Here is a 22,950-nt window from a genome sequence, read left to right on the forward strand (position 1 = left end):
GAATTCACGAGTGATTAAGCGAGCCGATCAAGGGTGGCACTGGTTGACGGGTCAGGAATTGCCTGAGTTGTCTCCTCTACTGACAGACTGGCTGTATGACAGAGGTTCGATGACCGAGCGGCTCCGGCGTCATTGTCGGGACTTTCGCGTAGTGGTGCGGGCCCAGGCCGACGATGTGATGCTGGAGCCGGCCCTGGCTGAACGGCTGGGGGGTGTCCGGGGATTCTGTCGGGAAGTGCTGCTCTGTTGCGATGGCGTGCCCTGGGTTTATGCCAGCTCCCTGTATTCAGGCGCCAGCCTGGAAGCCTGCCCGGAATTGGCCGGACTGGGGCAAAAGGCGTTGGGTGAGCTGTTGTTTGAACACCCCGGGCTGGCGCGCAGCCAGTTTGAGTTTGCCGGTCTGGGCCATGAGGCACGGGTGGCGCTGGCCCAACGCATCGAGCTGCCTCTGGCGGCGGACTTTCCCCTGTGGGGCCGGCGTTCCACCCTGCAGGCCGGTGGTGCCCGGGTGTTGGTCACCGAGCTTTTCCTACCCCAGGCCCAGGCCTATCAGGAGCAACTATCATGACGACCATGACGCGTCCGCGCTGGCGTGCCTATATGGCGCTGGCGCGACTGGATAAACCCATTGGCACCCTGCTGTTACTCTGGCCCACCCTGTGGGCCATCTGGATTGCTGGTCAGGGGCGTCCGGATCCCTGGGTGCTGCTGGTGTTTGTGGTGGGGGTGTTTTCCATGCGTTCGGCGGGCTGTGTGATTAATGACTTTGCCGACAGGAAGATCGATGGCCATGTCAAGCGCACCCAGGCCCGTCCCCTGGCATCGGGCGAGCTGACGGCACGCCAGGCTCTCGGCTTGTTTGTCCTGCTGGTGTTGGCTTCCTTTATGCTGGTATTGACCACCAACAGCCTGACCATCAAGCTGGCCTTTGCCGGCCTGGGGTGGGCGGCGCTCTATCCCTTTATGAAGCGGGTTACCCATTTACCGCAACTCTTCCTGGGTATCGCTTTTTCCTGGGGGATCCCCATGGCTTTTGCCGCCCAGAGCAATGCCCTGCCGGTCGGGCTGTGGCTGCTGTTTGCCGCCAACCTGACCTGGACGGTGGCCTACGATACCATGTACGCCATGGTGGACAGGGACGACGATCTGAAGATAGGCGTCAAATCCACCGCCATTCTGTTCGGCCGGCGCGACAAGCTGATCGTCGGCCTGCTGCAGCTGGCTACCCTGCTGCTGCTGCTGTGGGCCGCCCAGGTATTCGCCCTGGGCGGCGCCTTCTATTGGGGCTTGCTGGCGGCGGCGGCGTTGTTTGTCTATCAGCAGCGGCTGATCAGGGACAGGGAAAGGATGGCTTGTTTCCAGGCCTTCCTGAACAATAACTATGTCGGCCTGACGATCTTCGCCGGCCTGATCCTGGCCCTGCTGTAACCATCCATGTTGTCCGGCCAGCCAGTTGGCCGGTTTATCCCTCCCGTCTGGAAATGTCCGCCGGGCATTTAGCCCTTGCCCTCCTGAATTTACTGGATATACTGACAGTTAGCTGTATAAAAAAACAGGTCTCATGATGAAAACCCTTACCCCTCGCCAAACCCAGGTTCTGGATATTATCAAAGCGCATATGCAACAAACCGGTATGCCGCCCACCCGCGCCGAAATCGCCAACATCCTAGGGTTTCGTTCCGCCAATGCCGCCGAAGAGCATCTGAAGGCCCTGGCCAAGAAAGGGGTGATCAGCGTGATGCCCGGCACCTCCCGCGGTATCCGCCTGCTGCAGGAGGAGGAGCCGGAGGTGGTGAACCCGGATAGCGGGTTGCCCCTGATCGGCCGGGTCGCCGCGGGTGAACCCATCCTGGCCCAGCAGCATATCGAAAGCTATTACCAGCTGGATCCATCGCTGTTCCGCCCCCAAGCCGACTTCTTGCTGCGGGTAAGCGGCATGAGTATGAAGAACATCGGTATCATGGACGGTGACTTGCTGGCGGTACACAAGACCCAGGATATTCACAACGGGCAGGTGGTGGTGGCCCGGCTTGATGACGAGGTCACCGTCAAGCGCTTCCAGCGCAAGGGCAACCAGGTCAGCCTGCTGCCGGAAAACGAAGAGCTCTCGCCCATCGAAGTGGATCTGCGCCAGCAGGAGTTGATTATCGAAGGCCTGGCGGTAGGCGTTATTCGTAACAGCGAAGGTTTTTGAACCGGGCCTGAACCTGTCCGAGGGGGCGGCTCAGTCCGGCCCTTGGGCTCCCCGTTGGTAAGCACTCAACTCCCGGCATGGTTATGCCGATCTTCTTTCCGGCTTTGTCGTACGGCTCCCACTTTTTTCTCCTTTCATTTTTTACATTTTTTAAATCAATGCTTTACTTATGATGAGCTGAACCATGGATGCGGTTGTTCAGTTAGCACTGACTCTCTTTTGAGTGCGCCAAAAATAAAGGAATAAAAATTTGGGGGTGCGTGTGAAGCTGCTTTTATTGCTCTTGTCCTTGCCGACGAGTCTGCCGGTTTTGGCAAATTCTCGCTTTAATATGACGCCGGGGGTCACCGATATCAGCCGGCAGGTCTACGACCTGCATATGACCATACTGCTGATCTGCGTGGTGATCGGCATCCTGGTGTTCGGGGCCATGTTCTGGGCCATTATTCACCATCGCAAATCCAAAGGGGCGAAGGCGGCGCAATTTCATGAGAGTACCAGGGTTGAAATTCTCTGGACCCTGATCCCGTTTCTGATCCTGATCGCCATGGCGGTGCCCGCCACCCGTACCCTGATCGCCATGGAGGACCCCAGCCAGTCTGATCTTACCGTCCAAATTACCGGCTCCCAGTGGAAGTGGCATTACCGTTACTTCGATCAGGGTGTCGAATTCTACAGCCTGCTGGCTACCTTGCCGCAGGAGATCAACGGTAGCCTGAGCAAGGCCGGTAATTATCTGCTGGAGGTGGATCGGCCCCTGGTATTGCCGACCGATCGCAAGATCCGTTTCCTGATCACCTCCGACGATGTCATCCATTCCTGGTGGGTGCCGGCGTTTGCGGTCAAGAAAGACGCCATTCCCGGTTTTATCAACGAGGCCTGGACCCGGATCAACACCCCGGGCATGTACCGGGGTCAGTGCGCCGAGCTGTGCGGCAAGGACCATGCGTTTATGCCGATAGTGGTGGATGCGCGCGAGCCTGAACAGTTTGCCCAGTGGCTGGCGCAAACCAAGACCCGGCAGGCAGAGGCCAAGGCGGCGGAACAGGCCTTGGCGGCGATGGAGATGACCCGGGATGAATTGATGAGCCTGGGGGAGCAAGTATATCTGCGGAGCTGCGCCGCCTGTCATCAGGCCGGTGGCGAGGGACTCCCGGGGGCCTTCCCGGCGTTGAAAGGCAGTGAACTCATCCTGCAGGACAGGGCGGCCCATATCGACGTAGTGCTGCACGGCAAGGCGGGAACCGCCATGCAGAACTTTGACAAACAGCTGGCGCTGAAAGAGCTGGCTGCGGTGATCACCTATGAACGCAACGCCTGGGGCAATGATACCGGTGATCTGGTGCAGCCCGGGGATATAGCTGCGGCACGGCAGGGACAATAGGGGGCAGGGATGACACAGCAAGACAGGACACAAACGGCCGATGGGCATCTGGAAGTCGAACATGCCCATCATGGCCCGGCCAAGGGTATAGGCCGCTGGCTGTTTACCACCAACCATAAGGACATCGGCAGCATGTATCTGCTGTTCAGCCTGACCATGTTCCTGGTTGGGGGCAGCATGGCCATGGTGATCAGGGCCGAGTTGTTCCAGCCCGGGCTGCAGCTGGTGGAGCCCAATTTCTTTAACCAGATGACTACCATGCACGGCCTGGTGATGATTTTCGGGGCCGTGATGCCGGCCTTTGTCGGCTTGGCCAACTGGATGGTCCCGATGATGATAGGCGCACCGGATATGGCGCTGCCGCGGATGAACAACTGGAGCTTCTGGATATTGCCGTTCGCCTTTGCGCTGATGTTGTCATCCCTGTTTATGCCGGGTGGAGGCCCCAACTTCGGCTGGACCTTCTATGCGCCCCTGTCCACCCATTATTCTCCCGACAGCACCGGCCTGTTCGTGTTCTCCATCCATATCATGGGGATCAGCTCGATCATGGGGGCGATGAATGTCATCGTCACCATCTGGAACCTGAGGGCGCCGGGCATGACCTGGATGAAACTGCCGCTGTTCTGCTGGACCTGGTTGATCACCGCTTTCCTGCTGATCGCGGTGATGCCGGTGCTGGCGGGGGTGGCGACCATGGTGCTCACCGACAAATACTTCGGTACCAGCTTCTTTGCCGCCGCCGGTGGCGGCGATCCTGTGATGTTTCAGCATATTTTCTGGTTCTTCGGCCACCCGGAGGTGTACATCATGATCTTGCCGAGCTTCGGCATTATCTCTGCCATTTTGCCCACCTTCTGCCGTAAGCCGCTGTTCGGCTATTCCTCCATGGTGTATGCCACCGCGTCTATCGCCGGCTTGAGTTTCCTGGTCTGGGCGCACCATATGTTTACCGTGGGTATGCCGGTGGCAGCCGAGCTGTTTTTCATGTACTGCACCATGCTGATTTCGGTTCCCACCGGGGTCAAGGTGTTCAACTGGGTGGCGACCATGTGGCGGGGCTCGCTCAGCTTTGAAGTGCCCATGCTGTTCGCCTTGGCCTTTATCATACTGTTCACCATCGGCGGTTTCAGTGGCCTGATGCTGGCCATGACCCCGGCGGATTTCCAGTACCATGACACTTACTTCGTGGTGGCCCACTTCCACTATGTGCTGGTCACGGGGGCAATCTTTTCGGTGATGGCGGCGGTGTATTACTGGCTGCCCAAATGGACCGGACATATGTTCAATGAGCGGCTGGCCAAATGGCACTTCTGGTGCTCGCTGGTGTCGGTCAATGTGCTGTTCTTCCCCATGCATTTTCTGGGGTTGGCCGGCATGCCCAGGCGTATTCCCGACTATGCCCTGCAGTTTGCCGATATTAACGTGCTGGTCAGCATAGGCGGCTTCGCCTTCGGCCTGTCCCAGTTGATCTTCGTGGTGGTGCTGGTGAAGTGTATCCGGGGTGGTGAGCCGGCCACGGCGGCTGTGTGGGAGGGATCTCATGGTCTGGAGTGGACTCTGCCTTCACCGGCTCCCTATCACACCTTTACCACCCCACCGGAGATCAAGTAAATGGCTCATCGCAAGCAAGCGGCCCGGCTGGGCTTGATGGCACTGGCCATGTTCGGCTTCGGTTTTGCGTTGGTACCGCTCTACGATGTGTTTTGCCAGATCACCGGACTGAACGGCAAGACGGCCAATCGGGTCGCCGCCGGTTCCGTCAGCCAGGATCTGAGCCGGTTAATTACGGTGGAGTTTGTTACCTATACCGCGACCGGTCTGAATGGGGAGTTTGAGCCGTCGGTGCGGCGCCTGCAGGTGCACCCGGGGGAGATGCATCAGGTGGACTTTACCGTAACCAGCCATGCCAGTGAAGACAGGGTGATGCGCGCCATTCCCTCGGTGTCCCCGGGGTTGGCCGCCAACTACCTGCGTAAAACCGAATGTTTCTGCTTTCAGGAGCAACCCATCGCCGGACAGTCCGCCGCAGTGATGCCGATGCGTTTCTATGTCGATCAGGGGCTGCCGGACGATATTGAGCTCTTTACCCTTTCCTACACCCTGTATGACATCAGTGAGCCGGTTGCCAAGCGAGGCTGACGAGGAGGCGTTATGGCGGTTAAAACGGAATCTTATTATGTGCCGGCCCAGAGCCCTTGGCCGATCATCGGCGCCCTGGGGTTGTTCTTGTTGGCCCTGGGGGCCGGTATGTGGGCGGCGGGCATTGCCGGCATTTGCGGGCCGGTGATCTTCGGCAGCGGCACCCTGGTGATGACCATCATGCTGTTCGGCTGGTTTAGCAACGTGATCAAGGAATCCCACTCCGGCCTGTACAGTGCGCAGATGGACAGATCCTTTCGCCAGGGCATGAGCTGGTTTATTTTCTCTGAGGTGATGTTCTTCGGCGCCTTCTTCGGCGCTCTGTTCTACGCCCGGGTGCTCTCCGTGCCCTGGTTGGGGGGGGCCGGCAATAACGCCATGACCAACGAGGTGTTGTGGCCCGACTTTACCGCTATCTGGCCGTTGACCCTGACCCCCGGCGGGCTCGAAACCACCGCCATGGGCTGGTTCGGCCTGCCGCTGATCAACACCATTATCCTGCTCAGCTCTTCGGTGACCGCCCATCTGGCCCATCTGGCCTTGCTGAGGGAGCAGCGCCAGCCGTTAAAGATGTGGCTGGGAGTGACGGTGCTGCTGGGGCTGGCTTTCCTGGGCTTGCAGCTGTGGGAATATCTCCATGCCTACCATGAACTGGGACTGCGGCTGGATTCGGGGATCTACGGCAATACCTTCTTTTTATTGACCGGCTTTCATGGGGCGCATGTCACCCTGGGGGCGCTGATGCTGTTCGTCATGTGGTTGAGGATCCTGAAAGGGCATTTTACCCCGGCCCATCATTTTGGTTTTCAGGCCAGCAGCTGGTACTGGCACTTCGTGGACGTGGTCTGGCTGTGCCTGTTTGTGTTTGTTTATATTCTCTAACCACCCGGGGTGGAGTTGGGCTGGATCAGGCCGATGGCCATGGCCAGTACCAGCAACAGCATGATAATGACGGCAAATAACAGGCGGCGACCGATATAACGGCTCATCAGCAGCGGATCCTGGCCCGAGACTAGGGCCTTGAGGCCGAGCAGCAGGTTGCCGATCATAAAAATCAATAACAACACTATCAGTAACTTGATCAGCATAGGGATTTTCCTGGGGGAGCCTGGCTTGAGTATAGGAAAGATGCGCGGATTGCTGGTGCTAACCGGCGTCATGATCGCCCTGATGACCGTCATGGGGGTGTGGCAGTTGTCACGGGCCGAGGAAAAGCGTCAGTTACAGCTGGAATGGGACAGCCGCAGCCAGATAGAGCTTGAGTTGGCCGAAGCCCTGGCGGTCAATGCGCCCTTCGGCCATCGGCTGCGGGTGTCCGGTGTCTATCTGGCGGGGGGAGATTTGTTTCTGGATAACCAGATTGAGCAAGGCCGGGTCGGCTATCGGCTGGTGCGGCCTCTGCAGACGGCCGCCGGCCTGTTGGCGGTCGATCTCGGCTGGGTCGAGGCCGGTGCCGATCGTCGCCGCTTGCCGGTGGTGTCCCCGCCCGACGAAGACAGCATTGAGCTGAGCGGTTTTATCGTGCGCCCCTATCTGCCCCCGCTTTCCCTTTCCAGCCACCGCCAGGATCTTGTCTCCGCCCGGGTACAGAGCCTGCAGCCTGAGTTGCTGGCCCGGCAATGGGGGGAGCCGGTGCAGCCCTTTGTCTTGAAATTGGTGGAAGGCGATGCCTTGGAGTCCGGCTGGCAGCCGGTGGTGATGGGTCCGGAGCGACATACCGGATATGCCATCCAGTGGTTTGTGATGGCGTTGGCGGTGTTGATCACCGGGCTGATGTTTTATCGGAGGTGGCATGAAGCATAAGACGGTTTGGGCTCTGTTAGCGGTCTTCCTGCTCCCCATGGGGCTGGCCTATGCCACCCTGCAGATGGGTTGGTTCACCCCGGGGGTGAGCAATAAGGGAGAATGGGTCGAGGGTCATATCGGTCAGGATCGACAATGGCGGCTGTTACTGCCCGTCAGCGACAGCTGCTCCCCGTGCAACGAGGGTCGGCGGCTATTGGAGCAGATAGATCTGGCGCTGGGACGGGACAGCCAGAGGGTCGAGGTGATGCAGCTGGCGGCCAGCGAGCAGCTGGAGGCGGGTTTCGTGTATATCGCCGATCCGCCGGGTACTCTGATCATGCGCTATCCGCTGTCGGATGATCCAGAACAGTCCCTGCTGCTTGGCAAGGCCCTGCTCGGTGACTTGCGGCGGTTGCTTAAATTGTCCCGGGCCGGTTAGGAGGCAGGATGCGACAACTTTGTCTGCTGGCATTTATGCTGGCACTGCTGGTGGTGGGACTGGGAGCCTATACCCGGCTGACGGATGCGGGACTCGGTTGCCCGGATTGGCCCGGCTGCTATGGTTTTCACTATATTCCCAGCTCGGCCGACGATCACAGCCTGGCCGCCGCCCGCTTTCCCGATGCCCCGCTGGAGGTGGCTAAGGCGCGTAACGAAATGGTGCACAGATATGCGGCCGGCACATTGGGGCTGTTGATCCTGGCCATGGCCCTGCTATCCCTGAAGCCGGCCTATCGGGCGCATCGGCTCCCGGCCTGGATACTGTTGCTGCTGGTGGCCGGCCAGGCCATCCTGGGGATGCTGACGGTGACGTTGAACCTGCTGCCGCTGGTGGTGATGGGCCACCTGCTGGGGGGATTCGCCATCTTGTCGCTGCTATTCCTGCTCTATTGTAGCTCCCGCCCTGCGCCGGCAAGGGGCGGGGTCGCCGGGCTGGCTCCCTGGTATTTGGTCGCATTCGGCGCCCTGGTCATCCAGATAGCCCTGGGCGGCTGGACCGCGGCCAACTATGCGGCCATGGCCTGTCTCGAGCTGCCTGTGTGCCAGGGGGACTGGCTGGCTCAATGGCAATGGAGCGCCTTCCATCCCCATGGGGTGACGGCGGATAACTATCAATATGGGGTGTTGAGCCAAGAGGAACGCGTCAGCATACATGTGGCGCATCGGCTGTGGGCCGGCTTGACTACCGTCCTGCTGCTGGCCTTGGCCTGGCAATTGTGGCGTCGTCCCGGGCTGAAGGGCTGGGGTCTGCTCCTGCTGCTGGGCGTGTTACTCCAGGTCTCCCTGGGGGTGGCCAATGTGCTGCTGCATCTGCCGCTGGCGGTGGCGGTGGCCCATAACGGCGGAGCCGCCGGTTTATTGTTGATCTTGGTAGGCATCGGTGAACGCGGATGGCGTATCGGGGCGTGTCCCGCAGGCGGTGCCCTGTGGGGGCCGCAACAACATCAGGCTGACAAAGGGGATATCCCAAGGGAGGCGATATGACAAAAGGCGCATTGTTATCCAGAAGCCGGGGATTGGCCTGGCGGGATTATTTTGCCCTCACCAAGCCCAAGGTGGTGGCCCTGATCCTGTTGACGGCGGTGGTGGGCATGTTTTTAACCGGCTCGCTGCCCACTCCCGGGGTGGTGCTGGCGGCGACCCTGGGGATCGGGCTGATGGCCGGCGGGGCGGCGGCCATCAATCATGTACTGGACCGGCGCATCGATCTGAAAATGGCCCGCACCTATCACAGGCCCGTGGCCCAGGGCCGGGTGCATACGGGCGCGGCCCTGGTCTTTGCCTTCGGCCTGTCCGGCGCCGGGCTCGGCGTCCTGCTGCTGTGGGTCAATGCCCTGACCGCCTGGCTGACCCTGGCTTCCCTGTTGGGTTATGCGGTTGTCTATACGGTGTTCCTCAAGCGGGCCACACCACAAAATATCGTGATCGGCGGCTTGGCGGGCGCCATGCCGCCGCTGCTGGGCTGGACCGCGGTGACCGGGCAGTTCGACGGCCATGCCTGCCTGCTGGTGATGATTATCTTCACCTGGACGCCACCTCATTTCTGGGCTTTGGCCATCCATCGCCGGGATGATTATGCCAAGGCCGATATTCCCATGCTGCCGGTGACCCACGGCATCGAATTCACCAAGACCTGTGTGCTGCTCTATACCCTGCTGTTGACCCTGGTGTGTCTGCTGCCCTGGGTGGTGGGCATGTCCGGTGTCATCTATCTGCTGGGCTCCCTCGGCCTGAACCTTAGGTTTATGCAATGGGCCTGTCGGCTGAAATTTAGACCCAGTCCCCAAACTGCATTACAATGCTTCCGTTTTTCCATCAGTCATCTTATGTGGCTGTTTGTGTTGTTACTCGCGGATCATTGGATAGTCTATGCCTGGTAATTCGAAGCGAATTTGGTGTTATGCCCTGGGCCTGCTGGTTGTGGGGATGTTAAGCGGCATAGCCTGGCACCACAGCCAGCCCAAAAAGTTGAGCGAGGCGGTGGTGCTCTATCCCGAGCCTCGTCCGCTCAGCGGCATCGACTTGACCGATGCCGACGGCCAGCCGCTGACCGAGCAGGATTTCATGGGGCACTGGAGCCTGGTGTTTGTCGGCTATACCTATTGTCCCGACATCTGTCCCACTACCCTGGCGGACATGGCGGCCGTCTACGATCAGCTTAAGCAGGCCTCGGCGCAGGCCCAGCTGGTGTTTGTATCGGCCGACCCCAAGCGGGATACACAAGAGCGACTCAAGGCCTATACCGCTTACTTCAATCCCGAGTTTATCGCGGTCACCGCCTCGCATGACAAGCTGATGCCGGCGGTACAGCAACTGGGGCTGATCTATGGCATCTATGAGCGGGAAGGCAGCGATTATCTGGTTGATCACTCCGCCTCTATCGCACTGGTCAACCCGGATGGCCGGCTGCATGCTTCTTTCCGTCCCAGTTTTGATGAGCAGACCCAGGTTCCGCTGGTGGACAACGGCCTGCTGGTGCAGGACTTTGGCCGTATCGTCAACCGTTGGCGGTAACACAGCCAGCCATGATCCCGTCCGCACTCCAGCCCCGGTGAGATAGCCATGAGCTCCGCCTTCTTCAGTGGTGCCGCCCACAGGCGCACCTTTGCCCTGGCCTTGCCCATGGTGCTGTCGAATATTACCGTACCCTTGCTGGGGCTGGTGGACACCCTGGTCATCGGTCACCTCGAGCAGGCCTATTATCTGGGCGGAGTCGCAGTCGGCGGCACCATCATCAGCCTGATCTTCTGGCTGCTGGGCTTTTTGCGGATGTCCACCACCGGGCTGGCCGCCCAGGCCTATGGTGCCAATGATGATGAGCGCCGGGTGCAGGTATTGGTGCGTGCGCTGTTGCTGGCGTTGGGCCTGGCGTCGCTGGTGCTGCTGTTGCAACAACCGCTGATCGAGCTGGCGTTCTGGTTAGCCGGCGGCAGTGATCCGGTGCAGTTTTATGGTCGTCAGTATGTGGCCATCCGTATCTGGAGCGCGCCGGCGGCGCTGGCCAACCTGGTGCTGCTGGGGTGGTTGCTGGGCAGTCAGAATGCCCGGGCGCCCATGTGGCTGCTGATCCTCGGCAACAGCGCCAACATACTGCTGGATATCTGGTTCGTGATGGGACTGGGCTGGCAGGTGCGGGGCGCCGCCGCCGCCACCGTGCTGGCCGATTACCTGAGTCTGGCGCTGGGGCTCTGGCTGGTATGGCGCACCCTGCGCCATAAAAAGATCATCCTGGCGGCCGATTTCTGGCCCCGTACCCTCAACCGGACGGCCTTCCTGCGCGTGCTGGGCCTCAACCGGGATATTTTTCTGCGGGCCCTGTGCCTGCAGTTATGTTTCGCCTTCGTCACCTTTCAGGGGGCTCGGCTGGGTGATGATGTGGTGGCCGCCAATGCGGTGCTGATGAACTTCCTGATGTTTATCTCCTTCGGCCTGGATGGCTTTGCCTACGCGGTGGAGGCCATGGTCGGCAGGGCCATCGGCCGCCGCCGGCGGGATGAATTGCGTCTTGCCTGTGCCCTCAACCTGTTCTGGGGGGCGTTGGTGGCCGTTTTGTTTACCCTGGTGTTTGCCCTGGGCGGCGAGCGGCTTATCGGCATGATCACCAGCATAGAGCCGGTGCGGGCGCAGGCGGCCCTGTATCTGCCCTGGTTGATGCTGATGCCGCTGGCGGCCTGCTGGTGCTTTATCCTGGACGGTATCTTTATCGGTGCCACCCGGGGCCGGGATATGCGCGACATGATGCTGTTGTCGACCCTGGGGGTGTTTTTCCCGGTCTGGTGGTTGAGCCAGAGCTTGGGTAACCACGGCCTCTGGCTGGCGCTGCTCTGTTTTATGCTGGCCCGGGGGCTGAGCTTGGGTTGGGCGCTGTGGCGGCTGGATCGGCGGGACGCCTTTATGGTTCAGCAGGCGCCGCTGTAACCCAACTGACGCCAGCTTTCGTAGACGAAGACCGATACCGCGTTGGACAGATTCATGCTGCGGCTGCTGGCCAGCATGGGAATGCGCAGCCGTTGTTCCGGCGGCAGGGCGGCGATCACTTCGCTGGGCAGGCCGCGGCTTTCCGGCCCGAACAGCAGCACGTCGCCGGCGGCAAAGCGGGCCTCGCTGTGGGGCCGGGTGCCCTTGGTGGTGCAGGCATAGACCCGACCCGACAGCGTTTCCAGGCAGGTCTCCAGGCTGGCATGGCGAATGATGTGGGCGAACTCGTGGTAGTCGAGGCCGGCCCGGCGCAGGCGTTTGTCATCCCAGTCAAAGCCCAGCGGCTCGATCAGGTGCAGCTGGAAGCCGGTATTGGCACAAAGGCGGATGATATTGCCGGTATTGGGCGGTATTTCTGGCTGATAGAGGACGATATGCAGCATGGTTCAGGGTCTCGTTAAGCAGGCCTCAAGCATACCCGGGCATCACGGCAAGTCAATGCAAGGGTCACATTCGGACAGGGGCGAGGTATACTAGCCGAAAGCTCTCAATCCGGTTGAACCATGAACAGCTCGTCCTACTCCCGTCTGGTCACCACGGCGGCCATCGCCGCCGCCGGGGCGGCGGGCCTGATGATCATCGCCAAGCTGCTGGCCTGGTTTTATACCGGCTCCGCCAGCATGCTGGCTTCCCTGACCGACTCCCTGCTCGATATCAGCGCCTCCCTGATCAACCTGATGGCCATCCGCTATGCGCTGATCCCCCCCGATCAGGACCACAAGTTCGGCCATGGCAAGGCGGAATCCCTGGCCGGCCTGGCCCAGTCGGCTTTTATCAGCGGTTCGGCGGCATTTTTGATTATCAACGGCATCTCCCGGCTGCTGAATGCCGAACAGGTTCAGCACGCAGGTATGGGGATCGGGGTGATGCTCTTCTCCGTGCTGCTGACCTTGGGCCTGGTAGCCTTCCAGGGCTATGTGATTAGACGTACCAACTCGGTGGCGATCCGTGCCGATCAGCTGCATTACCGTTCGGATATTCTGCTCAACGTCGGGGTACTGCTGGCGATAGCCCTGGCTTGGTATGGCTGGCACTGGGCCGATGGTCTGTTTGCGGTGCTGATCGGCGGCTATATCCTGAAAGGCGCCCTGAAAATCGGTTACGATTCGGTACAAATGTTACTGGATCGGCAGTTGCCGGAAGAGGAGCAAAAGCGCATTATTGAGACCTGCATGGCGGTCGAGGGGGTGAGGGGTCTGCATGAGTTACGTACCCGGCAGTCGGGAGCGACCCGCTTCGTTCAGCTGCATGTGGAGCTGGATGACCAGCTGCCCCTGGTGCGCGCCCATCGCATTGCCGACCGGGCGGAAAAAGCAGTGCGGGCATTGTTCCCCGATACCGATGTGATTATTCACATGGACCCTATTTCGGTCCTGCCGCGCGAGGCCCACTCCCAGGATATGAGCGAACATCAATTTTTAGAAAACAAGGTTTAACCCATGGACGATGCCATTCAATCCAGTACCTGGTTACGTATCCGCGAAGAGGCACAGCGGATGATCACAGAAGAGCCTATGCTGGGCAGCTTCTTTTACTCCACCATCCTCAATCACGACAACCTCAAGTGCGCCTTGAGTTTTATTCTGGCAAACAAGCTGGAAAGCGCGGTGATGCCGGCCATCATCCTGCGCGAGGTGATTGAAGGGGCACTGGCCGAAGAGCCCGGCATACTGGATTCGGTGGCCATGGATATCTGTGCGGTTAAGGAGCGGGATCCGGCGGTGGAGCTGTACTCCACCCCCTTGCTCTATCTCAAGGGTTTTCATGCCCTGCAGGGATATCGCATCGCTAACTGGCTATGGCGCCATGAGCGTCGCTCCCTCGCCAGCTACCTGCAAAATCAGATTTCGGTGGTGTTCGGGGTCGATGTACACCCAGCCGCCCGTATCGGCAAGGGCATCATGTTCGACCATGCCACCGGCATCGTGGTGGGTGAAACGGCGGTGATCGAAGACGATGTATCGATACTGCAGAATGTGACCCTGGGGGGGACCGGCAAGGAAGGCGGCGATCGCCATCCCAAGATCCGTGAAGGGGTGATGATAGGGGCCGGGGCCAAGATACTGGGCAACATCGAAGTGGGCATGGGGGCCAAGATCGGCGCCGGCAGTGTGGTGCTGGAGCCGGTACCGCCCCATACCACGGTCGCCGGAGTGCCGGCCCGAATCGTCGGGCGGCCGACCTGCGACAAGCCTTCGCTGGATATGAGCCAGGATATTTGAAAAACCAGGTTGTTAAGGCCTGCCTTGACGGGAGCAAGTTAAATATAGGCGACAAACAACGGCCACATGGTGGCGGGAGCTTGTTGTCTTGGATACCTGGAGGTATCCTCGGGCATTGAGGGCCAGAAGGTCAAACATCGATTAGGGGTAACGCATGTCTTTTGAAGTATTAGAAAAACTGGAATCCAAAATCCAGGCCGCGGTAGACACCATCTCCTTGCTGCAGATGGAGCTGGACGAGCTGAAGGAACAGAACGGTCAGCTGGCTCAGGAAAACCAGCAGCTGAAACAGGATCATGACGCCTGGCAGGATCGCTTGAGGGTGTTGCTGGGCAAGATCGACCAGGTGGAAGAAAGCGCCTGAATCACCCGCTAACCAAAAAGCCTGTCATAAGACAGGCTTTTTAAGGAACAGCGTCGGCAATTAATCTATATCCAGCGGTTCGGGAGACAGGATAACCCCGGTGGTATCTGCGTACAGATGATCTTCCGGCAGGAAGGTCACCCCACCGAAGTTGACCGGTATATCCAGTTCGCCCACGTCGCTGTCGCCGGCGCCGACCGGAATCGAGGCCAGCGCCTGAATACCGATATCCAGTTCTTCCAGGGCGTCGACTTCACGCACGCAACCATAACAGACTATGCCTTCCCAGCCATTATCGGCGGCAATTTCGGCGATTTCCGCATCGATCAGCGCCCGACGCAGAGAGCCACCGCCATCGATCAGCAGTACCCGGCCGGCGCCGTTTTCTTTCACCACATCGATGATCAGGCCGTTGGCTTCAAAGCATTTAATGGTGGAGACCATGCCGCCGAAGGAGCTGCGGCCGCCAAAGCTGGAGAACATGGGTTCAACCACATCCACCATTTCCATATAGGTATTGCACAGTTCGGAAGTGTTGTATTCCATGGTGTTGGTCGCATCTGGAAACAAGGTAACCTCAGTATAAAGGGGCGGGAGCGGTTTTCAATCACAATTATATGACCGCCCTTTTTATCTGCGCTGATCAGAGGATATAGCGGCTCAGATCTTCATCTTCCACCAGATCTTTCAGGTAGCGATCCACATAGTGTTCATCGATGGTGATGGTATCGCCGGACTTGTCGGATGCCTCGTAGGACAGTTCATCCAGCAGCCGCTCCATCACTGTGTGCAGTCGGCGGGCGCCGATATTCTCGGTGGTCTCATTGACCCGCCAGGCGGCCTCGGCGATGCGACGGATACCCGGCTGGCTGAACTCGATGTTGACATTTTCGGTGGCCAGCAGCGCCTTGTACTGTTCGGTCAGGGAGGCGCTCGGCTCGGTGAGGATACGTTCAAAATCGTCCGTGGTGAGGGAGCTCAGCTCAACCCGGATCGGCAGACGCCCCTGCAGCTCGGGGATCAGATCCGACGGCCTGGCCACCTGGAAGGCGCCGGAGGCGATAAACAGCATATGGTCGGTACGCACCATACCATGCTTGGTGGTGATGGTACTGCCCTCGACCAGCGGCAGCAGATCCCGCTGTACCCCTTCACGGGAGACATCCGGACCCGAACTTTCACCGCGCTTGCAGATCTTGTCGATCTCGTCGATAAAGACGATGCCCTGGTTTTCCACTGCGGCGATGGCCTGTTCTTTCAGTTCTTCCGGATTGAGCAGCTTGGCCGCTTCTTCTTCCACCAGCAGCTTGAGCGCATCCTGGATCTTCATCTTGCGCTGCTTGCTGGTATTGCCGGACAGGTTCTGGAACATGCTCTGTAGTTGGTTGGTCATCTCTTCCATGCCGGGGGGGGCCATGATCTCCACCCCCATCTGCGGGGCGGAGACATTGATCTCGATTTCCTTGTCGTTCAGCTTGCCTTCCCGCAGCTTCTTGCGGAAGATCTGGCGGCTGTTGCTGTTGTCGGCTTTCTCATCCTCGCCCCAGGTGTTGCGGGGATTGGGTAGTAGGGTATCCAGCACCCGTTCTTCCGCCGCCTCTTCGGCCCGGAAGCGCACCTTTTCCATCTGTTGCTCACGGGTCATCTTCATGGCGATGTCGGTCAGATCACGGATGATGGAATCCACTTCCTTGCCCACATAGCCGACCTCGGTGAACTTGGTCGCTTCCACCTTGATAAAGGGGGCGTTGGCCAGCTTGGCGAGGCGGCGGGCGATCTCGGTCTTGCCGACCCCGGTCGGGCCTATCATCAGGATATTTTTCGGGGTCACTTCCTGACGCAGCTCGGGCGTCAGCTGCATGCGGCGCCAGCGGTTGCGCAGGGCAATGGCCACGGCGCGCTTGGCCTCGGCCTGGCCGACGATATGGCGATCCAGTTCGTGGGCGATTTCTCTCGGGGTCATGTCAGACATAATGGGATCCTGTATTCGGCGAGGGAGGCGGCCGGCAGAGCATGGCGTCGATATGGCCGGCGGCGGGCCTCCCCCGGGCTGATTTAATGACTATAGTCGAGCTCTTCGATAGTCTGGTTGTTGTTGGTGTAGACACAGATGTCGCCGGCGATGGTCAGGGCCTTTTGTACTATGTCGCGGGCCTCGAGCTCGGTGTTTTCCAGCAGGGCACGGGCGGCGGACTGGGCAAAGGCGCCACCTGAGCCGATGGCGATCAGATCCTGCTCCGGCTGTACCACGTCGCCGTTACCGGTAATGATGAAGGAATTTTTGTCGTCGGCCACAGCGAGCAGGGCCTCGAGCCGGCGCAGCATGCGGTCGGTTCGCCATTCTTTGGCCAGGGCCACGGCGGCGCGCTCCAGGTTACCCTGATGGGCCTGCAGCTTGGCCTCAAAACGTTCGAGTAGGGTAAATGCATCGGCGGTACCGCCGGCAAACCCCGCCAGTACCTTGCCGTTGAACAGCCGGTGTACCTTGCGGGCATTGCCTTTCATCACGGTATTGCCCAAGGATACCTGGCCATCGCCACCGATGACCACTTTGCCGTTACGGCGGACTGAAACGATCGTTGTCACTGTGAACCTCACTTGACTGTGTAGCCAGCCAGACTGGCAGAAATGTCATGCTCACAGAAATGGGGACGAAGGGGGGAGAGATCAACCCTCCCAGAACCAGATTGCACAGTGATTGACGTTGGCCCGCAGCAACTGGTGCTTGTCTTTTTCCGCCTGCCGCTTGCTTTGATAGGGTCCGAGGATAACCCGATACCAGATACCGTTGCTGCCGTCGGAACGACGCACCTGCGACTCCATGCCCTGGAAGGCGATACGGGCCTTGAGTTGCTCGGCCTGGCTCTGTGAGCGGAAGGAGCCGCACTGCATCAGGTAAGGCTGGCTGTTCTCTTCGGCCACAGGTACATCAACCTGTATTTCTTTGTTTTCCAGCTGCTCGATATAGCGCCATTTTTCCACCGGCTTCTGCTCCAATGGATCGATGGCGGCGGGGGCGGCCTGGGTCTGGTTGATGTCGGCGGGCTTGCGTTCGGCTGAGCCCTTGACCAGATAAATCAGGTAGCCGAGGCCGGCGGCCAGCAGCACCGCCAGGATTACGGCCAGCCAGGGAATATTGAGCCCCTGGGAGGCGGCCTTGCGCTTGCTCCCGCCGGTGGTACGGGAGTTGCGTTTGGGCCTGGGCCTGTTGCTGCGCCGGACGTAATCCTTGGCCATGGCTTACATGCGCTCCATGGTCTCTATGCCTAGCAGCGTCAGGCCCCGTTCCAGCACCTTGGCGCTGGCGGCACAGAGCAGCAGGCGGCTGGCGCGTTCCTGCTCACCGACACCGTCCTTATTGATCGGACAGGCTTCATAGAAACTCATAAAGGCGCCGGACAGCTCAAACAGATACAGGCACAGCAGGTGAGGCATGCCCTTGTCGGCGACGCTCTTGACGGTATCGTTGAACTGCACCAGCTTTTGCGCCAGCGCCTCTTCGGCGGGGGCGCCTATCTGTACCTGGCCGTTCAGCTGTTCGGCATCCACCCCGGCCTTGCGGAAGATGGACCTGATTCGGGTATAGGCATATTGCAGATAAGGGGCGGTATTACCCTCGAAGGACAGCATGTTGTCCCAGTCGAAGATGTAATCGGTGGTGCGGTTCTTGGACAGATCCGCATACTTGACCGAGCCCATGGCCACCCGGTTGACCACCTGGGCCTTTTCTTCCGGGGTCAGCTCCGTCTGTTTCTGTTCCAGCAGCTGGGCTGCCCTCTGTTCGGCCTCATCGAGCAGTTCGACCAGCTTGACGGTGCCGCCGGAACGGGTCTTGAAGGGACGGCCGTCCTTGCCCAGCATCATGCCGAAGGCATGGTGCTCCAGGCTGACCTGCTCGGGCACATAGCCGGCCTGCCGCACTATGCTCCAGGCTTGCATCAGATGCTGGTGCTGACGGGAGTCGATAAAATAGAGCACCCGATCGGCACCGAGCCGCTGATAACGGTATTTGGCACAGGCGATGTCGGTGGTGGTATAGAGGAAACCGCCGTCCTTCTTGCGCACGATAACCCCCATGGGATCACCGTCCTTATTCTTGTATTCGTCCAGGTAGACCACCAGGGCGCCCTGATCTTCCACCGCCAGGCCCTTGGCCTGCAGATCCTCGGCAATCTCGGCCAGCATTGGGTTGTAGGTGCTTTCGCCCATCACATCGGCTGGGGTCAGGGAGACATTGAGACGGTCGTAGACGGCCTGGTTGTGCTTAAGGGTGACGTCGACCAGCTTCTGCCACATGCCCAGGCAGTAGCTGTCGCCGCCCTGCAGCCGGACCACGTAGCCCCGGGCCCGCTCGGCGAACTCGGGATCCGCATCGTACTGCTGTTTGGACTCGCGGTAGAACTGTTCCAGATCGGCCAAGCCGGAGGACAATACCTCCGGATTCTGTTTTTCCAGTTCTTCCAGGTGGGCGATCAGCATGCCGAACTGGGTACCCCAGTCACCGATATGATTGGCGCGGATCACCTTGTGCCCCAGGAACTCCAGGGTGCGTACCACCGCATCGCCGATGATGGTGGAGCGCAGGTGGCCGACATGCATTTCCTTGGCGACGTTGGGCGCCGAGTAGTCGACCACCACGGTTTGCTGGTGTTCGGCGACCGGCACATGAGCGCGCGGATCCTGTGCCATCAAGGCAATCTGATTGGCCAGCCAGTCGTTGTCGAGAAAGAAGTTGATAAAGCCGGGTCCGGCCAGCTCAGTCTTGGCTACCAGGGGCGAGGCGGGCAGCTTGTCTACAATTAACTGAGCCAGGGCACGGGGATTTTGTCCCGCCGGCTTGGCCAGCAACAGGGCCAGGTTGGTGGCCAGATCCCCGTGGGCCTTGTCTTTGGTTCTGTCTACTTGAATACGCGGCTCCAGCTCGGCGGGCAATATGCCTTCTTGTTTCAGGATAGAGACCGTCTGCTCAAGCAGCGCTTGAATATGTTCTTTCATCGTCAGTTCACCAAAATTAAGACAAGGTCGGATAGGTACCCAGGGGGGATAAATTCTACTCATATCGCGTCGAGAAAACTACCGTTTGCGCCCGGGGAGAGGCGGATTGAAAGCAATCGACACGAAAAGGGGTCTTTATAGCTGTTAATTGCAGGGGAGGACAGGGCCATGAAACTGGCGATTCTACCGCTGACCCTCCACCTTATGCCCGGTGGTAAATTGCCTTTGCGTATTTTTGAATCCAGGTATATCAGGATGGTCAGCGAAGCGGCGAGCACGGGAAACGGCTTCGGCATCGGTATGCTCGACGATGAGCCGAAAAAGCGCACTCACAGCCTGTTTATGCTGGGTACCCGGGTGCAGATTGTCGATTTTTACAGCCTGAGCGATGGCTTGCTGGGGATTACGGTAGAGGGGACGGAGCGCTTCCTGATCCGCTCCCTGAGTCAGGATGCCGACGGCCTGCTGCAGGCGGAAGTCTCGCTGCTGGACAACTGGCAGTCCTGTACCCTTTCCTCATTCGAGCGGGTCTTGTCCGACAAGCTGCAGGAAGTGTTTGACGAATATCCTGAGCTGGCCGAATTGCACCCCTCACCCAGATGGACGGACGCCGCCTGGGTCACCCAGCGTTGGCTGGAAGTGCTGCCCTTGGGCGGACACCAGACCCAGTTGCTGATGGCCGAGGACAACTGCCGGCGGGCCCTGGCGTTCTTGATGACCATGGTCAAACCCGACTCGGTACCCGGCCTGCGTCATTAGGGTGTTACCACAGCTCGGTCGGATCTATATCCAGCGACCAGCGTACCTTGCGCGCCTGGGGAATGGTGTCGATCAGGGCCAGCGCTTGGCGTGCGGCGATGGCCAGTTGGCGCCGGTTGTCGGCCTGCAGCAGCAGTTGATGCCGGAATTGCCCCGCTTTTTTCTCCATCTGGGCGCTGAAGGGGCCTGCGCAGAGCAGCTCGGCGGGCAGCAAGGGCTTGAGTTGTTCCACCAGCGCCTGCAAAAAATACTGACAGGGTTCGGATTGGGGGGCCTGGACCCGGAACAAGGCCTGGTAACTGAAGGGGGGTAGCCCGGCCTGTTGCCGTTCCTTTAGGGCGGTGCGGGCAAAATGATCATAGCCCTGATTGGCCAGATCCTGCAGCAGCGCATGATCCGGATGATGGCTTTGCAGCACTACCCGTCCCGGTTTGCTGGCTCGCCCGGCCCGGCCGGCTACCTGGATATAAAGCTGGGCAAAGCGTTCGGTTGCCCTGAAGTCGCTGGCAAACAAGGCCGCGTCGACATCGAGCAGCGCCACCAGGGTAACATCGGGAAAGTGGTGGCCCTTGGCCAGCATCTGGGTACCCAACAGTATTTGATACCTGCCCTCGCGGATGCCGGCCAAATGCTGCTGAAAACTTCCCTTGCGGCGGGTATTATCCCGATCGATCCTAACAGTGTTGTATTGAGGGAACAGGGCGGCCAGGGCCAGCTCGACCTGTTCGGTGCCCAGGCCGGTACCCAGCAGCTGCCGGCCGCCACAGCGGGGGCATTGGCGGGGTACCGGGCGCTGGTGATCGCAATGATGGCAATGCAATCTGGCCTTGCCCCGGTGCCAGGTGTAATGGGCGTCGCAGCGCTCGCAATCGGCCAGCCAGCCGCAGTCATGGCAGAGCAGGGCGGGAGCATAGCCGCGGCGGTTGAGGAACAGCATCACCTGATTTCCCTGGCTCAGTTCCCCTTCCATCAGCTGGATCAGCTGGGGAGACAGTCCGGCGTGCAGCTGTACATGCTTGCTGTCCAGCAGCAGGTGTTGGGCGATGGTGGCCGCTCCCGGCCGCTGGCGCAGGAGCAGGTGGCGGTACTTGCCGCTGTGAGCATTGTGCAGGCTTTCAAACGCCGGGGTGGCCGAGCCCAGCACTATGGGGATGGCCAGCCGGCGGGCCCGCAACATGGCCAGATCCCGGGCATGGTACCTGAAGCCGTCCTGTTGCTTGAAGGAGGCATCATGCTCTTCATCGATCAGGATCAGTCCCAGTTCGGCAAAAGGCGTCAGCAGGGCGGAGCGGGTGCCGATGACCACCGCCGCCGAGCCATCACGGCAGGCGAGCCAGGCGTCCAGCCGCTCCCGTTCCGACAGCCCGGAATGCAGGGTGACGATCGGTACCTTAAAACGGTGTTGAAACCTGGCTATCGTCTGTGGTGTCAGCCCGATTTCGGGCACCAGCACCAGCACCTGTCGACCCTGTCGCAGCACAGGCTCCATCGCCTGCAGATAGACCTCGGTCTTGCCTGAGCCGGTAACGCCTTCCAGCAAGAAGGGGCTGAACCCCGAGGCCTGATGGATGCAACTGACTGCCAGTGCCTGTTCGGTGTTGAGCCTGGGTTTGTCATCCTCGTTCACCGCATAGTCTCGGCGCCAGTCGGCAGGAGCGGGCAGCTGTTCCCGCTTTTCGGCCAGCCCCTTGTCGGCCAGGCCTTTTAACACCCCGGCGGTAATGCCCCGGACTTCCAGTTCACCGGGTGTCAGCGGGCTCTGGGCAAGCAGCTCCAGGGCCTGGCGCTGCTTATGGGCCTGGGGAGACAGGGCCTGGCCGCTGGCCCCGGGAGCGCAGTTGTGCCAATAGCTGATGGTTTTGTAGTCGGCGGCCTCTCCTTTGCGCAGCAGGGTGGGCAGGGCTTGAAAATATACCTCGCCGGCGGCATGCAGGTAATATTGCACCGCCCAGTCCAGTAAGCCCATGTCCTGTGCCGTTAACACGGGGCGGGGGTCGAGCACCGTCTGTATGGGCTTCAGCTTGTGAACGGCGACCGAGGCTTGCTCCGGATGTCCCACGACCAGGGCGACCTGGGAACTGTTGCCAAAGGAGACCATAACCCGGCAACCGATGGCGGGTAGGGGGAGTTCACTCAGGTAATCGAACTCCTGCCTGAGTGGTATGGGCAAAACAACCCGTATTAACCCCGAGGTGGCCGGTGCCGACATTGGTGATTTTCTCCCCGTTTTCCCTTGCCCAGAAAAGCGTGATCCTATAATATTCGCAGCCTTCACAAAACATGTATCACTGCGTGTGGTGTCTGGCATAGGATCAGATAGCGACACGGCCTAATGACAGAGGTTGTCCATGAAACAAGGTATCCATCCCGAATACAAAGAAATCGTTGCCAAATGTTCCTGTGGTAACGAAATGAAGATCCGCTCCACCGTGGGTCACGATCTGAACCTGGACGTATGTTCCGCTTGCCATCCTTTCTATACCGGCAAACAGAAGATTGCCGACACCGGTGGCCGCGTAGATCGCTTCAACAAGCGTTTCGGTGCCCTGTCCTCCAAGAAATAAGTGACGATTTCTTGTTAAAAAAGGCGCTGCGGCGCCTTTTTTATTGCCCTTTTCCCCAGCCT

General features: G+C 59.7%; 26 protein-coding genes. 18 read left to right on the top strand and 8 right to left on the bottom strand.

The annotated features are described in order from the left end of the window. The first annotated feature begins 10 nt into the window (after positions 1-10). The 7 genes from ABD806_RS12625 to ABD806_RS12655 all read left to right on the top strand — a co-directional run bounded on the left by ABD806_RS12625 (position 11) and on the right by ABD806_RS12655 (position 6,602). Complete coding sequence (locus ABD806_RS12625) at positions 11-568, top strand: chorismate--pyruvate lyase family protein (RefSeq protein ID WP_344958512.1); 558 nt, start codon at positions 11-13, stop codon at positions 566-568. Then, on the top strand, positions 565-1,428 hold the full coding sequence (ubiA, locus tag ABD806_RS12630; protein WP_344958514.1) for a 4-hydroxybenzoate octaprenyltransferase: 864 nt from the start codon (positions 565-567) through the stop codon (positions 1,426-1,428). The genes ABD806_RS12625 and ubiA overlap by 4 nt, the downstream gene beginning before the upstream one ends. Before the next feature lie 136 nt (positions 1,429-1,564). After that, a complete protein-coding gene (lexA, locus tag ABD806_RS12635) occupies positions 1,565-2,194 on the top strand; it encodes a transcriptional repressor LexA (protein ID WP_344958890.1) in 630 nt (209 codons plus the stop codon). 310 nt (positions 2,195-2,504) lie between these two features. Then, on the top strand, positions 2,505-3,578 hold the full coding sequence (coxB, locus tag ABD806_RS12640) for a cytochrome c oxidase subunit II (RefSeq protein ID WP_344958516.1): 1,074 nt from the start codon (positions 2,505-2,507) through the stop codon (positions 3,576-3,578). Between the two features lie 9 nt (positions 3,579-3,587). Next, a complete protein-coding gene (ctaD, locus tag ABD806_RS12645) occupies positions 3,588-5,192 on the top strand; it encodes a cytochrome c oxidase subunit I (RefSeq protein WP_344958518.1) in 1,605 nt (534 codons plus the stop codon). Beyond that, positions 5,193-5,720, top strand: coding sequence for a cytochrome c oxidase assembly protein (locus ABD806_RS12650; RefSeq protein WP_344958520.1), 528 nt, complete (start codon positions 5,193-5,195; stop codon positions 5,718-5,720). 12 nt (positions 5,721-5,732) lie between these two features. Next, positions 5,733-6,602, top strand: coding sequence for a cytochrome c oxidase subunit 3 (locus tag ABD806_RS12655; protein ID WP_344958522.1), 870 nt, complete (start codon positions 5,733-5,735; stop codon positions 6,600-6,602). Here ABD806_RS12655 and ABD806_RS12660 read toward each other — a convergent pair. Beyond that, complete coding sequence (locus ABD806_RS12660) at positions 6,599-6,808, bottom strand: DUF2909 family protein (protein ID WP_344958524.1); 210 nt, start codon at positions 6,806-6,808, stop codon at positions 6,599-6,601. The two genes, ABD806_RS12655 and ABD806_RS12660, sit on opposite strands and share 4 nt — an antisense overlap. A gap of 25 nt (positions 6,809-6,833) precedes the next feature. Between ABD806_RS12660 and ABD806_RS12665 the strand changes: the two genes are divergently transcribed. The 6 genes from ABD806_RS12665 to dinF are packed head-to-tail and all read left to right on the top strand — an operon-like array spanning position 6,834 to position 11,924. Beyond that, the gene (locus ABD806_RS12665) at positions 6,834-7,523 is read left to right on the top strand and encodes an SURF1 family protein (protein ID WP_344958526.1); all 690 of its coding nucleotides are present in this window, start codon (positions 6,834-6,836) and stop codon (positions 7,521-7,523) included. After that, the gene (locus ABD806_RS12670) at positions 7,513-7,944 is read left to right on the top strand and encodes a hypothetical protein (RefSeq protein WP_344958528.1); all 432 of its coding nucleotides are present in this window, start codon (positions 7,513-7,515) and stop codon (positions 7,942-7,944) included. The genes ABD806_RS12665 and ABD806_RS12670 overlap by 11 nt, the downstream gene beginning before the upstream one ends. An 8-nt stretch (positions 7,945-7,952) precedes the next feature. Continuing rightward, entirely contained in the window at positions 7,953-8,990 is a 1,038-nt protein-coding gene (locus ABD806_RS12675; protein ID WP_344958530.1) for a COX15/CtaA family protein, read from the top strand. Beyond that, positions 8,987-9,886, top strand: coding sequence for a heme o synthase (cyoE, locus tag ABD806_RS12680; RefSeq protein ID WP_344958532.1), 900 nt, complete (start codon positions 8,987-8,989; stop codon positions 9,884-9,886). The genes ABD806_RS12675 and cyoE overlap by 4 nt, the downstream gene beginning before the upstream one ends. A 46-nt stretch (positions 9,887-9,932) precedes the next feature. Continuing rightward, positions 9,933-10,520, top strand: coding sequence for an SCO family protein (locus ABD806_RS12685; RefSeq protein WP_344958534.1), 588 nt, complete (start codon positions 9,933-9,935; stop codon positions 10,518-10,520). Positions 10,521-10,568: 48 nt separating this feature from the next. Then, complete coding sequence (gene dinF, locus ABD806_RS12690; protein ID WP_344958536.1) at positions 10,569-11,924, top strand: MATE family efflux transporter DinF; 1,356 nt, start codon at positions 10,569-10,571, stop codon at positions 11,922-11,924. Here dinF and trmL read toward each other — a convergent pair. Next, positions 11,906-12,367, bottom strand: a complete 462-nt coding sequence (gene trmL / locus ABD806_RS12695) for a tRNA (uridine(34)/cytosine(34)/5-carboxymethylaminomethyluridine(34)-2'-O)-methyltransferase TrmL (protein WP_344958538.1) — start codon at positions 12,365-12,367, stop codon at positions 11,906-11,908. The two genes, dinF and trmL, sit on opposite strands and share 19 nt — an antisense overlap. A 120-nt stretch (positions 12,368-12,487) precedes the next feature. Between trmL and fieF the strand changes: the two genes are divergently transcribed. The 3 genes from fieF to ABD806_RS12710 all read left to right on the top strand — a co-directional run bounded on the left by fieF (position 12,488) and on the right by ABD806_RS12710 (position 14,570). Next, a complete protein-coding gene (gene fieF / locus ABD806_RS12700; protein WP_344958540.1) occupies positions 12,488-13,420 on the top strand; it encodes a cation efflux pump FieF in 933 nt (310 codons plus the stop codon). Positions 13,421-13,423: 3 nt separating this feature from the next. Then, the gene (gene cysE, locus ABD806_RS12705; RefSeq protein WP_344958542.1) at positions 13,424-14,206 is read left to right on the top strand and encodes a serine O-acetyltransferase; all 783 of its coding nucleotides are present in this window, start codon (positions 13,424-13,426) and stop codon (positions 14,204-14,206) included. Between the two features lie 154 nt (positions 14,207-14,360). Further along, entirely contained in the window at positions 14,361-14,570 is a 210-nt protein-coding gene (locus ABD806_RS12710) for a cell division protein ZapB (protein WP_116474855.1), read from the top strand. A gap of 60 nt (positions 14,571-14,630) precedes the next feature. On the opposite strand, the gene rraA is transcribed toward ABD806_RS12710, so the two are convergent. The 5 genes from rraA to argS form a co-directional block, all read right to left on the bottom strand. Continuing rightward, a complete protein-coding gene (rraA, locus tag ABD806_RS12715) occupies positions 14,631-15,116 on the bottom strand; it encodes a ribonuclease E activity regulator RraA (RefSeq protein ID WP_344958544.1) in 486 nt (161 codons plus the stop codon). Positions 15,117-15,213: 97 nt separating this feature from the next. Further along, positions 15,214-16,542 carry an ATP-dependent protease ATPase subunit HslU gene (hslU, locus tag ABD806_RS12720; protein ID WP_344958546.1) on the bottom strand — a complete coding sequence of 443 codons (1,329 nt, stop codon included), beginning with the start codon at positions 16,540-16,542 and terminating at the stop codon, positions 15,214-15,216. Between the two features lie 83 nt (positions 16,543-16,625). Beyond that, positions 16,626-17,156, bottom strand: a complete 531-nt coding sequence (hslV, locus tag ABD806_RS12725; RefSeq protein WP_344958548.1) for an ATP-dependent protease subunit HslV — start codon at positions 17,154-17,156, stop codon at positions 16,626-16,628. Between the two features lie 81 nt (positions 17,157-17,237). Continuing rightward, positions 17,238-17,807, bottom strand: coding sequence for an SPOR domain-containing protein (locus tag ABD806_RS12730; protein ID WP_344958550.1), 570 nt, complete (start codon positions 17,805-17,807; stop codon positions 17,238-17,240). A 3-nt stretch (positions 17,808-17,810) separates the two neighbouring features. Continuing rightward, on the bottom strand, positions 17,811-19,565 hold the full coding sequence (gene argS, locus ABD806_RS12735; RefSeq protein ID WP_344958552.1) for an arginine--tRNA ligase: 1,755 nt from the start codon (positions 19,563-19,565) through the stop codon (positions 17,811-17,813). A gap of 168 nt (positions 19,566-19,733) precedes the next feature. Here argS and ABD806_RS12740 point away from each other — a divergent pair, with 168 nt between their 5' ends. After that, positions 19,734-20,324, top strand: a complete 591-nt coding sequence (locus ABD806_RS12740) for an LON peptidase substrate-binding domain-containing protein (RefSeq protein ID WP_344958554.1) — start codon at positions 19,734-19,736, stop codon at positions 20,322-20,324. Between the two features lie 4 nt (positions 20,325-20,328). Here ABD806_RS12740 and priA read toward each other — a convergent pair whose 3' ends face one another. Further along, entirely contained in the window at positions 20,329-22,533 is a 2,205-nt protein-coding gene (gene priA / locus ABD806_RS12745) for a primosomal protein N' (RefSeq protein ID WP_344958556.1), read from the bottom strand. A 139-nt stretch (positions 22,534-22,672) separates the two neighbouring features. Between priA and rpmE the strand changes: the two genes are divergently transcribed. Beyond that, positions 22,673-22,888, top strand: coding sequence for a 50S ribosomal protein L31 (rpmE, locus tag ABD806_RS12750; protein ID WP_344958558.1), 216 nt, complete (start codon positions 22,673-22,675; stop codon positions 22,886-22,888). Positions 22,889-22,950 lie beyond the last annotated feature (62 nt).

Origin of the sequence: Zobellella aerophila (genome assembly GCF_039539325.1) — a bacterium.
GTDB lineage: Bacteria > Pseudomonadota > Gammaproteobacteria > Enterobacterales > Aeromonadaceae > Oceanimonas > Oceanimonas aerophila.

Bases quoted from the DNA above. Each gene is read 5' to 3' on its own strand.
- ubiA (WP_344958514.1), top strand. From the start codon at position 565: ATGACGACCATGACGCGTCCGCGCTGGCGTGCCTATATGGCGCTGGCG.
- lexA (WP_344958890.1), top strand. From the start codon at position 1,565: ATGAAAACCCTTACCCCTCGCCAAACCCAGGTTCTGGATATTATCAAA.
- ctaD (WP_344958518.1), top strand. From the start codon at position 3,588: ATGACACAGCAAGACAGGACACAAACGGCCGATGGGCATCTGGAAGTC.
- ABD806_RS12650 (WP_344958520.1), top strand. From the start codon at position 5,193: ATGGCTCATCGCAAGCAAGCGGCCCGGCTGGGCTTGATGGCACTGGCC.
- ABD806_RS12655 (WP_344958522.1), top strand. From the start codon at position 5,733: ATGGCGGTTAAAACGGAATCTTATTATGTGCCGGCCCAGAGCCCTTGG.
- ABD806_RS12660 (WP_344958524.1), bottom strand. From the start codon at position 6,808: ATGCTGATCAAGTTACTGATAGTGTTGTTATTGATTTTTATGATCGGC.
- ABD806_RS12670 (WP_344958528.1), top strand. From the start codon at position 7,513: ATGAAGCATAAGACGGTTTGGGCTCTGTTAGCGGTCTTCCTGCTCCCC.
- ABD806_RS12675 (WP_344958530.1), top strand. From the start codon at position 7,953: ATGCGACAACTTTGTCTGCTGGCATTTATGCTGGCACTGCTGGTGGTG.
- cyoE (WP_344958532.1), top strand. From the start codon at position 8,987: ATGACAAAAGGCGCATTGTTATCCAGAAGCCGGGGATTGGCCTGGCGG.
- ABD806_RS12685 (WP_344958534.1), top strand. From the start codon at position 9,933: ATGTTAAGCGGCATAGCCTGGCACCACAGCCAGCCCAAAAAGTTGAGC.
- dinF (WP_344958536.1), top strand. From the start codon at position 10,569: ATGAGCTCCGCCTTCTTCAGTGGTGCCGCCCACAGGCGCACCTTTGCC.
- trmL (WP_344958538.1), bottom strand. From the start codon at position 12,367: ATGCTGCATATCGTCCTCTATCAGCCAGAAATACCGCCCAATACCGGC.
- fieF (WP_344958540.1), top strand. From the start codon at position 12,488: ATGAACAGCTCGTCCTACTCCCGTCTGGTCACCACGGCGGCCATCGCC.
- cysE (WP_344958542.1), top strand. From the start codon at position 13,424: ATGGACGATGCCATTCAATCCAGTACCTGGTTACGTATCCGCGAAGAG.
- ABD806_RS12710 (WP_116474855.1), top strand. From the start codon at position 14,361: ATGTCTTTTGAAGTATTAGAAAAACTGGAATCCAAAATCCAGGCCGCG.
- rraA (WP_344958544.1), bottom strand. From the start codon at position 15,116: ATGGAATACAACACTTCCGAACTGTGCAATACCTATATGGAAATGGTG.
- hslU (WP_344958546.1), bottom strand. From the start codon at position 16,542: ATGTCTGACATGACCCCGAGAGAAATCGCCCACGAACTGGATCGCCAT.
- ABD806_RS12730 (WP_344958550.1), bottom strand. From the start codon at position 17,807: ATGGCCAAGGATTACGTCCGGCGCAGCAACAGGCCCAGGCCCAAACGC.
- argS (WP_344958552.1), bottom strand. From the start codon at position 19,565: ATGAAAGAACATATTCAAGCGCTGCTTGAGCAGACGGTCTCTATCCTG.
- ABD806_RS12740 (WP_344958554.1), top strand. From the start codon at position 19,734: ATGAAACTGGCGATTCTACCGCTGACCCTCCACCTTATGCCCGGTGGT.
- priA (WP_344958556.1), bottom strand. From the start codon at position 22,533: ATGTCGGCACCGGCCACCTCGGGGTTAATACGGGTTGTTTTGCCCATA.
- rpmE (WP_344958558.1), top strand. From the start codon at position 22,673: ATGAAACAAGGTATCCATCCCGAATACAAAGAAATCGTTGCCAAATGT.